The organism is Bartonella sp. ML70XJBT.G, from assembly GCF_028618575.1.
GTDB lineage: Bacteria > Pseudomonadota > Alphaproteobacteria > Rhizobiales > Rhizobiaceae > Bartonella.
Map to the genome: position 1 here is coordinate 20,446 of NZ_JAQITA010000019.1, position 13,609 is coordinate 34,054.

A 13,609-nucleotide genomic window follows, 5' to 3' on the forward strand; every position below is an offset into this window, starting at 1 on the left:
TCCACAGCGATCTGAACACTCTACCCACTTTTTATGCTTTTCTCACGAGGACAAACAGACAAATCCATGCTCCATATTTCACGCCCCACAACCGCGCTATAAAAAATATGCGCCTTTAAAAAGCAAAGGTTTGTGAAAGGGCAAAACGCACAGCATTGTTGAAAAAGCTTGGTCAGTGAGAAAAGCAGAACATTTGCGAAGCGGTTGTTATCGCAGTTGTGAAGTGGAGACTCTTTATAGAATGAAAGGAGTAAAAATTATCGGTAATGTGAGGCGTGTTTTGATTATGAATGGTATTTTTGCTGTAGTTTGTCGCGTTTTTCAGCAATTTTGCAATTTTACCAGATCGAGCACTCAATTTTAAGATCATAAGGGCTGGAAATTTTGCCGAAAAAGTTTCTGTGGGGTGCTTAAAGCAAGCGCTTGAGAAAGCTTTAGAAAGGGCGATGGAGATTGTTGATCTCCAAGCAATGTTGCGTTCTCAATAGAGTACGCCTCCATGGGAAAGGGATACGTTATTTTGGTCAAGGGTGAAGATAAGATGGTACCTTATGATTTGCGGCATTTGGCTGCCTTTGCTTTGCTTGGCGATGTGGAGACTTTGTTCTCTTACAACAAAAGCTTTCCAGAGGGTGATCAACTTGCCTTGCAGGAAAAAACTTTTGATGCTTCTGTTGAAAAAGTGCATCTTGAACCGGCTGTGATGTTGGCTCAAGAAGTGGTAAGGCTTAAGCAAGTCAATTATGATTGACTTGAACAGGTCGCAATAAACTTGTTTCCAGAAAAGACAGGGATCCGCTATCAATATTTTAGAGCCGGTGATCCGCTGGTGTGCAATCGTAAGAGAGCTTTGCATCAAAAATTCGTTGAAGAGAAAAAATAACAATTAAGAGAGCAGGGCTTTATTGTCTGCGAAGAGGAAGCGCTCTGTGGGGTCGATGGCAAAAATATTGCTACGATATTCTTTATATAAAGGATGGGGAACGCAAATTTATGGATATTCAAAGTGCTTAAAGCAAATGGTTGTTGAGAAAAACAGCAAGCTGCTTTATACAAAGGACAACAAGAGGGAATTTTAGAGCAAAATGAACAAGACAGGGGAGAAAATGAAAAGGGAGAACAGGGTATTTGAGAAAAAAATATCTGCTTTTCAATGGAGAGAATTGAGTGTTTTTTCATGGCAAAAGGATAAAATACTCTCAGGCAACTTTCTTATCATGTTTTGCGCTTTTTTTATCATGATGGCTCTAGAAAATCCTGCCTGTGCAAAGTCTTTGAGAGAGTTTTTGCAATGGGGACAATGGGATGGTATGGGACACGTGATTTTTCTACTCCCTATTTTGATCTGGCTTTGTCTGCTTACACCTTTGCCTCTTCTTTGGGGGATCCACAGCATCAAAGAGCGTAAATTAAAAAAAACGCAGCAGTTAAAACAAACAAATGAGTCACAAGATGAAACAGTGAAGACATAAAGCCTCATGGATCTGGTGCTATCGCTCTTGTCATACCGGCCTTTTTTCACAGTACTCACGATTGTGATGTTGGCCATTTTGCTCAAGATGTTCATTGTGGGGTCTTATTATTCTTTTATCAAACGTTTCAGCCTCTATGCAAAGCTCAAACAATATAAAGGGAAAGAACAGCAGCAGAGTTTTGATAATCTGCAAAAGAGTGAGATCAAAAAGCAAATTTTAGCGCTCTTGCCAGAAGACATTCCACTTTATACAAAAATGGCTCACCTTTTCATGAAAAGGTGATCTTTGTCTATTCTTCATCTCTCTCATCATGATGGCTTTCAAAGCGCATGTTTATAGAGCTTTTGCGCAGGAGGGGACCTTAACGCTCATCATCTTGTAAACCCTGACAGATTGAAAGCATATACTATGCTGCTTATACTGCTGTTGTTGATTTCGCTATGTGTTTGTCTTACAGCCCCTGGTGTTTTGATACTGCGCGCAATATTAACTTCTTGAGTGAAGAAAAAGATCCGCAAATTGGAAGAACTCACCAAGTAACAGGGCTCTTCTTAAAGGGAAGGGGAGGGAAAATGCTTACAGAAAGTGCAAGAGTTCTAATTGTAATGGGCATGTATTTCGTGGTTAAGTTTGCGATCATCCTTGATGGTTTATTAAGTCTAACAATTGTCGCTCTGTATTATTCTCTTCTCAAATGCTGCAGAGCTTATTACAATGTGACAAAACAATGAAATAAAGCGATAAAAGAGCAGACATAGTGCTGTGCTATGGGGGAACAAAGGTGAAGCTTTTAAAGCATAGAGGTTTTTCTCACCCTGTATGATCGCTGTTAGGTGCTGAGGTGGGGCGTGTGAAGAAGCACGCGTGTTTAGGGGTGGAGTAAGAGAGCTGGTTAAAGAGGTAGAGATTTCAAAAATAGAACGGTTTGTTTTGTATTTCGTGATATTTTAAAATGCCTCTTGAGAGTTTTTTCTCATTTGTGTGCGGGTATGATCAATGTCAGTTGTTGGGTCAGCTTGTGAAACAACATGGGACGTGCTTGGGGTGTGGAGTGAGAGAGGCGAGATCGTAAAGTATAAAGGAGCTTAGGGGGATCTTTGATATTTTAAAAAGGCTATTGTGAGGTTTTTCCGCATGCATGTCTGTTTTGTCTGTTAGGGATACCTCTTGCTGTGTTGTTTACGACAGAAGTTGTGGTGTCTGATTATTCTTTCCTCAAGCGGTTGCTTCCTACAAGGTTGGACAATGAAACAAAGCAATAAAAGAACAAATAGAGTGCTGTGGCATATGCTTGGGGTGGGACGTGTGAAAGCTATACAAATGTTTGGAGTATGCGGGGTATTTGATGTATCATTAAAATTCTGATGAGACAGGGAGGAGAAAATGAAGGAGAAGAATGAGGGACTTGATAAAGACTTGCGTTCTTTTTCTTTTGAAGAGGCTTTTCTCTCGTGGAGGGATTATAAAATCATCTTCTGTCTCTGTATCCTTATTATATTGGGCAAAATGGTTCTCTCTATACCAACTTTGCTCGAGTGGAAGCTCACCGTATGGGAGGATTACACCCTTTTTTCTGTCTTTATCTGGTTGGAAGTGATAACGGTGTGTGTTTTCGCTTTTATACCGGTTATTTTAATACTCCATGTCATATTGGGGCATCTGTTGAAACAAAATATCCAAAAATTGGAAGAATTAACTAAGCAACAAGGCTCTTCATAAAGAGTGCAATGAAAAAATGCTTAAGGTATCTATTATAGTATAGATTACCATGCTGTTTTGCTCTTTAGAGATCTTATTCACTATAGAAAGGGTGGCGTTCTACCTTTCTTTCTTCAAGTGGTCTCTTACCACACAAGGTAACAGGGTAAGAACCTCAACGATAAAAAAAGTGTTGTGGCATGTGTTGGGGTGGGGCGTGTGAAGAAGCACGCGTGCTTGGGGTGTGGAGTGAGAGAGGCGAGATCGTAAAGTATAAAGGAGCTTAGGGGGATCTTTGATATTTTAAAAAGGCTATTGTGAGGTTTTTCCGCATGCATGTCTGTTTTGTCTGTTAGGGATACTTCTTGCTGTGTTGTTTACGACAGAAGTTGTGGCGTCTGATTATTCTTTCCTCAAGCGATTTCTTCCTACAAGGTTGGATAATGAAGTTCAGCGATAAAAGAGTAAGCAGAGTGCTGTGTTATGGGAAACAAAGGGGAATCTCTCAAAGCATAGAGGTTTTTCTCATCCTGTATAATCGCGGTTAGGCGCTGGGGTGGGGCGTGTGAAAAAGCATGGGTGCTTGGGGGGATCAAAAGAGCTCGTCAGAGAAGTAGAGATCTCAAAAATATAATGATTTGTTTTCTTGGTGTTTTTTGATATTTTGAAACGATCTTTATGCGTTTTTTCATCTGTGTGCAAGTCGTGCATTATTTGGATGAGCTTGTGAAAAAGCATGAGTGCTGGAGTTGTGCGGGGTATTGCAAGTCTGAGCTCTCATGAAAACAGGGAGAAGCAAATGAAGGGAAAAAATTGGGAACTTGATAAAGATTTGCGGTCTTTTCCTTTTGAAGAGGTCTTTCTTTCGTGGAGAGATTATAAAATCATCTTCTGTATTTGTGTCATCTTTGTGTTGTGTAAAGAAATTCTCTTTATACCAATCTTGCTCGAGTGGGAATTCATCGAGTGGGAGGATTACAGCCTTTTTTCTGTCTTTGTCTGGTTGGAAGTCATAACGGTATGTGTTTTTGCTTTTATACCGGTTATTTTAATACTCTATGTCATATTGGGGCATCTGTTGAAACAAAATATCCAAAAATTGGCAGAATTAACGAAGCAACACGAAAATAATTCATAAAGAGAGCGCAGAAAACACGCTTAAGACAATTGCAATGTTCATATTCTACTACACAGCTCGATTAGCGATACCTCTTGCTGTGTTGTTTACGACAGCAAGGGTGGCATCCTACCATTCTTTCCTCAAGCGGTTGCCTCCTACAAGGTTGTACAATGAAGCTCAACGATAAAAGAGTTAAGCAGAGTGCTCTGTTATGGGAAACAAAGGAGAAACTCTTAAAGCATAGAGGTGTGTTTTGTGTTTTTTGATGTTTTAAAACGACCTTATGCTTTTGTGTGCACGTGATGTGAGGTGCTGGAGTGGTGTGCCTGAACAAGCTTGGGCGCTTGGCGTGTGGAGTAAGGGAGCTGGTTAAAGAGGTAGAGATTTCAAAAATACAACGGTTTGTTTTATCTGTGTGCACGTGATGTCATATGTTTGAGGTGGTGCGTGTGAAGAAGCATGTGTGTTTGGGGTGTGGAGTAAGGGTGGTGAGATCTTAAAGTATAAAAGAACTCTTTCTGGCGGATTCTTGATGTTTTAAAACGCTTCCTTGTCAGATTTTATTCGGATGTACGTCTTTTTTCTCTGTGGGGATACTTCTTGCTGTGTTGTTTACGACAGCAAGGGTAGCGTCCTACCATTCTTTCCTCAAGCGGTTGCCTCCTACAAGGTTGGACAATGAAGCTCAGCAATAAAAGAATAGGCGTGTGTCATAGGGACAAAGGGAAAACTCTTAAAGCATAGAGGTTTTTCTCACCCTGTATGTCGCTGTTAGGTGCTGGGGTGTGTGAAAAAGCATGTGTGTTTAGGGGCAGAGTAAGAGAACTGGCAAGAGAGGCAGAGATTTTAAGCATAAAGGCTGCTTTCTTTAGAAAATTCTTGATATGTCGTAAAATGGAGAAGCTGGTGAAATTCCGCACTCGGTGAGAGGACAATAAGATTATTCTAGCAATGGAGGGTTAGTAATCGAGAAGGTAAGCTGGGAGTGTGCCGAACATTTGGATTTAGAATCTGCAAAGTGCTTGAAATATCAAGCGCTCTTATGAAAAAGAGGAGGAGCAAATGGAGCAACACAATTGCCAGCTTGATAACAGACCACGGTCTTTTGCGCTCGAACAAGCATTTTTTTCCATAAGAGATGAGATTATGATCTGATATGGCAAAAATGCTTGGAGGGAAAAACGCGGTCTTGATTTGTAAGGAAGGGGTCAAAATTTTCATCCTGTACAAGTTTCTTTAAGCTTAGAAAGCTGTTTGTTGAGTATCAATAATCTTCTCTCGATTTTATTGTCGTTACTCTTCTCTGTCGTTTGGTTGGTGTGATTGGCAGTTGGGTTCGTATCCCTCTAAAACAGCAGGTTGATTGGAAAATGATGCCTTATCTGCTGCCATCATCGAAAAAACGAATCATCAGTGGTGTAAAATATTCGCTTTGAGAGCAATAAAATACATCCAAACAAAGGCATCCATGTCGTCTCTCTCTCCTCTCTTCTTTTCTATCCCTTTCAGGGTAAAAGAGCAAAGCTTAGCAAAAACGCGAGATTAGAAAGAGGCTCTCATATCCTTTTGTGACTCGCCCATCAATCTCTTTCAAGCTCTTGCTCCATCTTTATCACAGCTGTGAAGCGAATCATTCAATCTCGTGAGCCATCAGAATGCTGTCAAGAATATTAATCTTATGACAGATTGGTGAAAAGACAAAAATGATCACCCTGAATGGAAAGGGAGGGGTTAACTAAAGTATAAAAATATCCTCACAGTAGAATAATATCATTCTTATCAAGCAGAATCATTCTCGATAAAAATTAAAGAGTAAAAAAGGCTCCAATAAAAATGGAGCCTTTTTCATATGAGAATTTATATTATATAATAATTTGTTTTTATTTAATTTATATCACCGTTCTCTATACATTTATCTAGCTCTCTAGAAAAAACATTTGCACACGATACATTATAATTGAGCGTATAAAGCCAATTAATGCATGTAATAAATTTTTACCTTGATGATAGATTTCTTCTATAGCTCTGTATTTTGCTATAGTTTTACTTTCTTTTAAGAGTATATTCAATGTATCCGATGTACCACTTATTGGTTCAAAAAACTGTAAATTCGTTTTCTCAACATTATAAGGAGCGACAATAGGAGAGGGTTTCTTATTGACTATACAATCAGACTGTTGAATTGCGAGAGCTAAACCACTGGTTACTGCACTTGCTATGAAAAAATATCTGATATTCATAGTTTTCTCCTATATTTATTTATGATATATAAATATCAAAATGTATTATACATAGATTCATTTTAAACGATTATAGTAAAAATGCAATGTTCATAAAAAAGAATGAATTTTGCCTCGAAATTGACAAAATTTACCCTTAATTGCTTCAATCAATTCTTTCGAACTCTGTTTTATAATGAGGGTTTGAAGGTTCCAGGCCATACATTCATATGATGGAGTGACAAAAATAGCTGTTGGCAAATTTTTGTTTTGCATTATGGGAAAGAGGGAAAACCCATGAAAGCTAGACACATCCTATGAGGGGCGGGGTGCAGCCTTTGAGGGTTGGGCTGCCCCCTTGTAGAATTGGGGTGCACTTTATGAGGGTTGGGTGCATCCTTAAGGCAGGGTGCATCCTTTAACGGTCGGGGTGCCCCCTGTAGAACTGGGGTGCATTCTATGAGGGTTGGATGCACCCTTAAGGGCAAGGGTGCACTCTATTATGGTTGGGTGTACCCTTAAGGGTAGGGTGCATTCTATGAGGGTTGGATGCACCCTTAAGGGCAAGGGTGTACTCTATGAGGGTTGGGTGCACCCTTAAGGGTGGGGTGCATTCTATGAGGGTTGAGTGCACCCCGATGAGATTTGGGTACATCTTTTGAGGGTTGTGATGTACCCTATGAGGGGCGGGGTGCACTCTTTGAGGGTCGAGTGCACCCCGATGAGGGGTAGATATATTCGGGAGTTCATAAGATAGTCAAGAAAATTTATGATTTTTGACCTTATATTATGATATTAATGGATTATTCTGTTTTTGAAAGCCGTTGATTTTGCATCTTTCCTCTTTGAAATAATGGGATCATAAGGTCAGCTGGGCATTCTCGGTGTAAAAGAAACGCAAAAATCTATAGTTATGAGGATCTGTTAGGGAGATATTTTTGTGCTGCTGTTTGGTCTCTTTTTGGTTTTGTTTTATCAGCACAAATGGCTCTCGGCCTCAAAATTACTCCTATGGTAGAAAATAAACATAATGCAATATTATACAGCAGAGAAAGAGCTCATTAACTGTTCTTTTCTTCCAAGATTATGCAATACGTTATTTTAAAAGATAGCCACTTATCCACAACGTGGTTTCTATACCTCTCTATACAATTTTTTAAAGTGTTGTAGGGGGTTACAATATTATAGGCAACATGCTCTTGGGATGATTTTTTATTCTTTGTCCAAAAGAGAACTTACGAGAAGAAGAACTTTGAATGTGCTGATGCAGAAGTAAAATGGCAAGAATACCACGTCTTTGATCGATGAGAATCTACACAAAATCAAAGAATTGAATAAAGATCTTATAAGACTGTCAATTTTTATAACAATATAGGTTTTATAACAATGCAGGCACCTCAATGCGGAATATTTCCAGTAAAATGATTTTTTGTAAGGGGACTGCCGGTAGAGAGCGTTTGCGCAATCGGTTGCTGTGGTGCCATTGGTGCGTGTTGGGGAGAGTTGCTGGGCTTGTATTTGGGGTGGATAGGGAGCGGCTTAAAACTCTGCGTAGAGTGGTATTGTTTTCGCTTTGCTTGATGATGGGTTTGGGTGACAAAGGAGTTGTTGTTGGGGAGTTGTTGTGGTGAAGGGAGGATTGTTGCGCGCTGTTTGTGGAGGAGTGGCTGGGGGGATATAGCTGCTTATGGGTACTGGTGGCTGCCGGTAGAGCGTGCTTTTGTGCAATCAGTTGTTGTAGTGCCATTGGTGTGTGTTGGTGGTTGCTGGGCTTGTATTTGGTGTGGATAGGGAGCGGCTAAAACTCTGCGTGGAGTGCATTGGCATGTGGCTTTTCCCTTGGTTTGCTTGATAAAATGTGGTTTGAGTGACAAGAACAAGGGGTGTTGGTGGTGGGATTTACGGTGAAGTGAGGCTCGTGTTGGGAGCTGCCGGTGAGAGAGTTGCTGGAAGCTGCCGCTAGGAGTTTGTGGTAGAAGTTATGGCTGCTCGTGGGTACTAGTGGATGTCGGTAGAGCGTGCTTTTTGTCGTTTTTGGCATGTTGATAGCTGCGAAATTTCTTTTCTTGTCATCAGACTTGCTGTTCTCTCAAATCTTCTAAAATTATTGCACCGATGTCTGCTTGCCAATTGGTCAAAATATGTTGCCCTTTGGGTATCGTCATACGGCTTTTCCTGTGCGTTTGAGGAACGTGGGGTGTGGGAGGAGGCTATATGGGTTGACTGTGCATAGGGAGGAGAGGGCTCGTGTGATGGGGGGATGGTGTGGCTGTGCCCGTTTGGAGTATGATCGGTGAGAAAGGGGGTGTTGCCTTCCTATACGGGTGTAGGGGCTAAGGTTTATGGGTGAAAGGTAAGAGCTTTGCGTGTCTGCCTGTGGGTTAGGATTTTGGCTGCTAATAAGAAGGGCAAAACACTCTGTGTGGGGCGCGTGGTTTGTGGAACCGTGTTGCCCGTGGTGGAAGAGGTAAGATTTTGGAGATGGCTTTCCGTCTTGGGAGTGCGGTTCGTTACACAAGGTGTTGTGCTTGTGGGGGGGCTTCTGTACGGATGTGGGGAGCTGGTGAATGGTGAGGCTTTGTGTGTCTATTGGTGGGGCAAGATGTTGAGTTCTATTGCTGGTGTCAAGGATGGCGTTGTGGTGGGAAGTGCATCGCCTGTTGGGGAGATGGTGTTTTGCTCTTCTTATTGAAAGGGGAAGGTGTCAGAATATGTGCGAGTTGCATATCCCCAATGAAATGCTAGCAAGTCTAGACAATCTCGCAAATGGTCGGCAAGGGAGTTTTGTTTGCGTTTAGACGCGCTTAACTCTTTGATTGCTTGACCATAACCTACAACGCGTTCGATAAGTGAGTAGCCAAGAATACCAAGCTGGATTTTGACGGTTTTTAAGTGATTGGAAGCTTCTATTTGACGTTCAATGGGGTGTGTATAACCTTGGCTACAGGCAACCTTTTCACGTGTGTAGTCAAGGCTCATATGGTGGTCGCCCTGACTTTGGCGCCAATAAACATAAAAGCGTTCTGCTGCTTGATATTGTGCTTTGCTCAGATGTCCTTTCGCATATAAAAGGGCAATGGGATGGCTTTTTGCATTGGCAATGGCTTTGATGGTGCGCGGATTGCAGAAGCTTTCTCGATGATTGGGTTGAAAATAAGGATTGTTCATTTCAACCACGATTTCTTTTGTTTTTAAGTGACCAATGTGCGGGTGTTCTTCACCATGAGGGGCGGGAGCAAAAGTTGGTGTGTGGTTTTTTCTCTTATCTCTATGGTTCATGTCATCTCCTCAAAAATGATTCATTTGCTTCTTTTGTGTAAAGCAGTGGAATTGTGCTGCTGTATGCTTGTCGAGGGATCCGTTTCCGCTCTTTTGCCTGAGAGAATTTGCTAAGGGGGTGGCTTTGGTGCTGTCATAGGTTTATCAGAAGGGGGTTTATCAGAAGGGGGTTTATCAGAAGGGGGGGTATCCGCAGGTTTGTGTGGGATGTGTGGGATGTGTGGGGTGTGCAGGGTGTGCAGGGTTGTGCAGGAGCAGTGTGCGTGTTCCGCGGGGATTTTCTGCTTGAAGAGATGGGAAGTTTGCTGCATGGTGAACATTCTCTTGGATAATATTGCTGTGGGGGGCTTGATGCTACAGAGTTCGTGGTTTTTGCCGTTTTTACTGCTCTTATGCTTTTGGGTTGTTTCCTTGGCTTTTCTTTATAGGATGGCTGCGCGGCGTAAAGTGACAGGGTGGATGTTTTGGTGGTGGATGATATCGTATGGCATTCTTGTTGCCTTCTTCGGTTTTCTTTTCGCTGGTGTGAAGAGAGAGGGTATGAGCGCAGAGTTGTTGTGGAAGGGGGTAGCATTTTCCTGCTTGTTTGGCATTGTCCTTGGTTTGCTGTATGCGGGTGTGAAGAGTATGCCTGCTCTCTGGGGGAGATTCGTGAAAGCAGTGGTGTTTTGCTGCATGGTGGGTGTTTTCCTTCTGCTTGCTTTTGTGGGAGCCAGAAATATTGCTCTCTTAAATGCAATATTCTGGACCGGGTTGGTGTTTGCTCTCCTGTTGAAATTGCTTTTAGTTTTGCTGATACGGGAGAAAGGTAAGGGGTTCGTGCAGAGCTTGTCGTGGCTTGCGGAGTTTGTGCTGTCGTTTTGCTGTTGTGGAACAAACGTGGTGTTTATTACTGGGATCGCGAGGGATATGGGGGGTGCGTGGGGGGTGCTTTTGAAGGGAATAGCCTTTCTTTGCATTACTGGAGTCATTTTGTACTTTGCTCTTGTGGGAGTGAAAAGTAGGGAGTTTATGTGGGGGGGATCTTTGAAGCTAATATCGCTTCTTATTGTGTTGGATATGCCTTTGGCTTGGCTGATATGGAAGCTGGGTATGTGGAGGGGGGATGGTGTATCTATCTTGAAACACTTGGTGTTTTGCAACATTGTTGGAGTCTTGTTGGGTTGTGCTGTTGTGGGAGCGAAGAGTAAGGGGCTCGCGTGGCTGTGGTTTTCAAAGGATTGGGTATTTTACTCCATTTGTGGATTTCTTTCCCTTTTTCTTTATGAGGGAGCAAGGTGTGCTCTTGTGGTGGGCGAGGCATTCTGGCGCTAGGGGGTGTTTTGCTCCATTGTCCGTGTTATCTGTGGCTGAGAGAGTGCTTTTCGCTTTGAGAGGGAGCAGCTGTCTGCGTTGATAGCACGGGGATTTTCTGCTTGAAGAGATGGGAAGTTTGCTGCATGGTGAACATTCTCTTGGATAATATTGCTGTGGGGGGCTTGATGCTACAGAGTTCGTGGTTTTTGCCGTTTTTACTGCTCTTATGCTTTTGGGTTGTTTCCTTGGCTTTTCTTTATAGGGTGGCTGCGTGCCGTGGGGTGATGGGTTTGATGTTTTGGCGGTGGGTGATGATTTATGGCATTCTTGCCGCCTACTTGGGTTTTGTTTGTGCTGGTGTGGGTTGTGGAGCTGTGAGCGCACAGTTGTTGTGCAAGGGGGCAGTATTTTCCTGCTTGTTTGGCATTGTCCTTGGTTTGCTGCATGGGGGCGTAAAGAGTCTGCCTGCCGCGTGGGGGCTGGTTGTGCAGGCATTGGCATTTTGTTGCTTTTCCGGCGTTATCCTTCTGATTGCTTTTGAAGGAGTTATGCATATTGGTATCATGAGGGGGATATTCTTGAAAGGGTTGGTATTTGCTCTCCTGTTGAAATTGCTCGTGGCTTTGCTGATGCGGGAGGGTGATGATGCAGTCTTGCAGAGGTCGTTGCGTGTTTTGAATTGTCTGCTGGTTGGTTGCATTTGGGGATGTGCCTTGATGTTTGTTGCTGCAGGAGTCGAGCACTTGGGGTGGAGTTGGCTTTGGTTCTCGAATGTGTTTGTATTGATTGGTATCAATGGATTTTTCTCTCCTTTTCTTTATCAGGGAGCAAGATGTGCTCTTGTGGTGGGGGAGGCGTTTTTTAAGAGAGTGGGCTTGATGGGACGCTCCAGATAACGCCGTGGCGTTGCGTGGTGTTCACAAGAACAGCGATAGCGATAGGTTTTTTTGTCAAACCAAAGACCTATTTTGCCTTCAAAATCACCGGAACGTTGTTTGGCAATATTCATAATAACGCTTGGGCGTTTTTCTAAATCTGCTTTTTCTTGTGTGAGAGAGGCTGCAAAAATTTTGTCTTCTAAGGATCTATTGCGCCAAATGGTGATGATGTTAAAAGCATTGGCACCAATCTCTGAGGCGCCTTTAATATCTTCTGTGCCTGGGATATCTTTATCGAGCCCTCCTTTGCGGGCATGGGCAACAAGATGAATGTGCACATTGTTTAAAACAGCCCAATCAACCATTTTATAAACCGCTTGTTCTTGACCGGCATAGTCATCTGAGGCAATGCCAAGCCGCATGAGACTGTCGATGATAAATTGATCGCAGCCATAACGCGCGCGGCAATAGTCAAAGACATTGAGCAGGGTGTCGACGTTCGATTTGCCCACATGTTCATAAAGAATAAGCCCATCATCCAAAAATTGGAGAACCCGTTCAATCATTTCTCTTGTGGGTTGTTCTAAGCCGCCGGTTTGTTTGGTTAAACGGCGTAGAGATTGTGCGCCTTTCATTTCTAGAGAGGCTAAGCAAAGACGGCTGTTTTGCGAAATCCAATGGGGAATGCAGTCTGATAACAATTGGCTTTTTCCTGCTCCACTGGCTCCACTCCAGAGCGTTAATTCTGCGGGGCGAAAATGCAATTTGCCATTCAGTTTGGGATAGGGAAGCGTATAACCAATATGTTGTTCGGGTTCTGGCCAAAACAGTCCTATGACTTGCTCTTTATAGTCTGAGGCGTGCCGTAAACCTTCTGGCGCAAAGCTTTTTGCTGCGGCAAAGGCTGCTCTTATGGTGGCGGCATCAATCCCTGCGGTGAGACAGTCATTGGCATCTTTGCGTGGTAAGCGTACACGGTAGCAGCGGTGACGACCAAGCCTGCTGGCAATCTCATGGGCTGCTTCTTCGCCAGGTTTATCCATATCGGTGGCTAAAAAAATGGTTTCAAAGGATTCTAAATGGTCAAATTCATTTTCAATCCAGTTTTGTTTGCCTCCACTGCCTCCTCCAAACGGTACCGAGACCGCGGGATATCCATAGGCGGCAAGTGAGAGTGCATCAATTTCTCCTTCCGTGATAACAAGAATTCTATTGGTGGTGGTCTGATTGGCGCTCCCATGGCTGGAAGAAAAAGCTTGGTTTAGCGACAAGGAGTCAGAGGTGAGGGCATTGTCTGGGGCGCAGGTGGCAGCCCTAGTGGTGGAGGTGTGCTTTGTGAGCGAAGAGCTTGTGGTGGTGTGGTGTGTGTCTTCCTGTACATTTGTAGAGGTGCTGAGGCTTATGGGCGAATGGTGAAAGCTTTGCGTGTCTGCTGGTGGATTAGGATTTTGGCTGCCTTTGTAGAGCGTGTGGTTTGTGGAAACGGTGTCGCCCGTGGTGGAAGAGGTAAGGCTTTGGCGATGGATTTCCGTCTTGAGAGTGTGGTTGGTACGAGAGGTGTTGTTCGTGGGGATGTGGCTCTCCTGCATGTCTGTGGAGTTATTGAGGCTCGTGATGGAGATGGTTGTGCCTTCCAGTACCGGT

11 protein-coding genes and 1 pseudogene are annotated in these 13,609 nt (G+C 43.2%); 9 read left to right on the forward strand and 3 right to left on the reverse strand.

Annotated features, from left to right (window positions below):
• Nucleotides 1-499 precede the first annotated feature (499 nt).
• The 4 genes from PVV64_RS08560 to PVV64_RS08575 all read left to right on the forward strand — a co-directional run bounded on the left by PVV64_RS08560 (nucleotide 500) and on the right by PVV64_RS08575 (nucleotide 4,311).
• Nucleotides 500-751 carry a DUF6990 domain-containing protein gene (locus PVV64_RS08560; protein ID WP_273760621.1) on the forward strand — a complete coding sequence of 84 codons (252 nt, stop codon included), beginning with the start codon at nucleotides 500-502 and terminating at the stop codon, nucleotides 749-751.
• A 412-nt stretch (nucleotides 752-1,163) separates the two neighbouring features.
• Entirely contained in the window at nucleotides 1,164-1,472 is a 309-nt protein-coding gene (locus PVV64_RS08565; RefSeq protein ID WP_273760622.1) for a hypothetical protein, read from the forward strand.
• 1,386 nt (nucleotides 1,473-2,858) lie between these two features.
• Complete coding sequence (locus PVV64_RS08570) at nucleotides 2,859-3,194, forward strand: hypothetical protein (RefSeq protein ID WP_273760623.1); 336 nt, start codon at nucleotides 2,859-2,861, stop codon at nucleotides 3,192-3,194.
• Nucleotides 3,195-3,972: 778 nt separating this feature from the next.
• Nucleotides 3,973-4,311: a hypothetical protein gene (locus PVV64_RS08575; RefSeq protein WP_273760624.1), complete on the forward strand. Its 339-nt coding sequence runs from the start codon at nucleotides 3,973-3,975 to the stop codon at nucleotides 4,309-4,311.
• 1,898 nt (nucleotides 4,312-6,209) lie between these two features.
• Here the strand turns inward: PVV64_RS08575 and PVV64_RS08580 are convergent.
• Nucleotides 6,210-6,533 (reverse strand): hypothetical protein, encoded by a 324-nt coding sequence (locus PVV64_RS08580; protein ID WP_273721878.1) that lies wholly within the window; start codon nucleotides 6,531-6,533, stop codon nucleotides 6,210-6,212.
• A gap of 1,572 nt (nucleotides 6,534-8,105) precedes the next feature.
• On the opposite strand from PVV64_RS08580, the gene PVV64_RS08585 reads away from it, so the two are divergent.
• Both PVV64_RS08585 and PVV64_RS08590 read left to right on the forward strand, forming a co-directional pair.
• Nucleotides 8,106-8,303: a hypothetical protein gene (locus PVV64_RS08585; protein ID WP_273760625.1), complete on the forward strand. Its 198-nt coding sequence runs from the start codon at nucleotides 8,106-8,108 to the stop codon at nucleotides 8,301-8,303.
• 598 nt (nucleotides 8,304-8,901) lie between these two features.
• The gene (locus tag PVV64_RS08590) at nucleotides 8,902-9,204 is read left to right on the forward strand and encodes a hypothetical protein (RefSeq protein WP_273760626.1); all 303 of its coding nucleotides are present in this window, start codon (nucleotides 8,902-8,904) and stop codon (nucleotides 9,202-9,204) included.
• Here PVV64_RS08590 and PVV64_RS08595 read toward each other — a convergent pair.
• The gene (locus PVV64_RS08595) at nucleotides 9,198-9,791 is read right to left on the reverse strand and encodes a hypothetical protein (protein ID WP_273760627.1); all 594 of its coding nucleotides are present in this window, start codon (nucleotides 9,789-9,791) and stop codon (nucleotides 9,198-9,200) included. The genes PVV64_RS08590 and PVV64_RS08595 overlap by 7 nt on opposite strands.
• Before the next feature lie 309 nt (nucleotides 9,792-10,100).
• Between PVV64_RS08595 and PVV64_RS08600 the strand changes: the two genes are divergently transcribed.
• Complete coding sequence (locus PVV64_RS08600) at nucleotides 10,101-11,105, forward strand: hypothetical protein (protein WP_273760628.1); 1,005 nt, start codon at nucleotides 10,101-10,103, stop codon at nucleotides 11,103-11,105.
• Nucleotides 11,106-11,230: 125 nt separating this feature from the next.
• Nucleotides 11,231-11,983, forward strand: a complete 753-nt coding sequence (locus PVV64_RS08605; protein WP_273760376.1) for a hypothetical protein — start codon at nucleotides 11,231-11,233, stop codon at nucleotides 11,981-11,983.
• On the opposite strand, the pseudogene PVV64_RS08610 reads toward PVV64_RS08605, so the two are convergent.
• A pseudogene (locus PVV64_RS08610) lies at nucleotides 11,908-13,221 on the reverse strand (bifunctional DNA primase/helicase); the annotation flags it as partial. The gene PVV64_RS08605 and the pseudogene PVV64_RS08610 sit on opposite strands and share 76 nt — an antisense overlap.
• A 72-nt stretch (nucleotides 13,222-13,293) precedes the next feature.
• On the opposite strand from PVV64_RS08610, the gene PVV64_RS08615 reads away from it, so the two are divergent.
• Nucleotides 13,294-13,609: hypothetical protein (locus PVV64_RS08615; RefSeq protein WP_273760629.1), on the forward strand; the 316-nt coding region annotated here is incomplete at its 3' end.

Bases quoted from the DNA above. Each gene is read 5' to 3' on its own strand.
- PVV64_RS08595 (WP_273760627.1), bottom strand. From the start codon at position 9,791: ATGAACCATAGAGATAAGAGAAAAAACCACACACCAACTTTTGCTCCC.
- PVV64_RS08575 (WP_273760624.1), top strand. From the start codon at position 3,973: ATGAAGGGAAAAAATTGGGAACTTGATAAAGATTTGCGGTCTTTTCCT.
- PVV64_RS08560 (WP_273760621.1), top strand. From the start codon at position 500: ATGGGAAAGGGATACGTTATTTTGGTCAAGGGTGAAGATAAGATGGTA.
- PVV64_RS08580 (WP_273721878.1), bottom strand. From the start codon at position 6,533: ATGAATATCAGATATTTTTTCATAGCAAGTGCAGTAACCAGTGGTTTA.
- PVV64_RS08570 (WP_273760623.1), top strand. From the start codon at position 2,859: ATGAAGGAGAAGAATGAGGGACTTGATAAAGACTTGCGTTCTTTTTCT.
- PVV64_RS08600 (WP_273760628.1), top strand. From the start codon at position 10,101: ATGGTGAACATTCTCTTGGATAATATTGCTGTGGGGGGCTTGATGCTA.
- PVV64_RS08605 (WP_273760376.1), top strand. From the start codon at position 11,231: ATGGTGAACATTCTCTTGGATAATATTGCTGTGGGGGGCTTGATGCTA.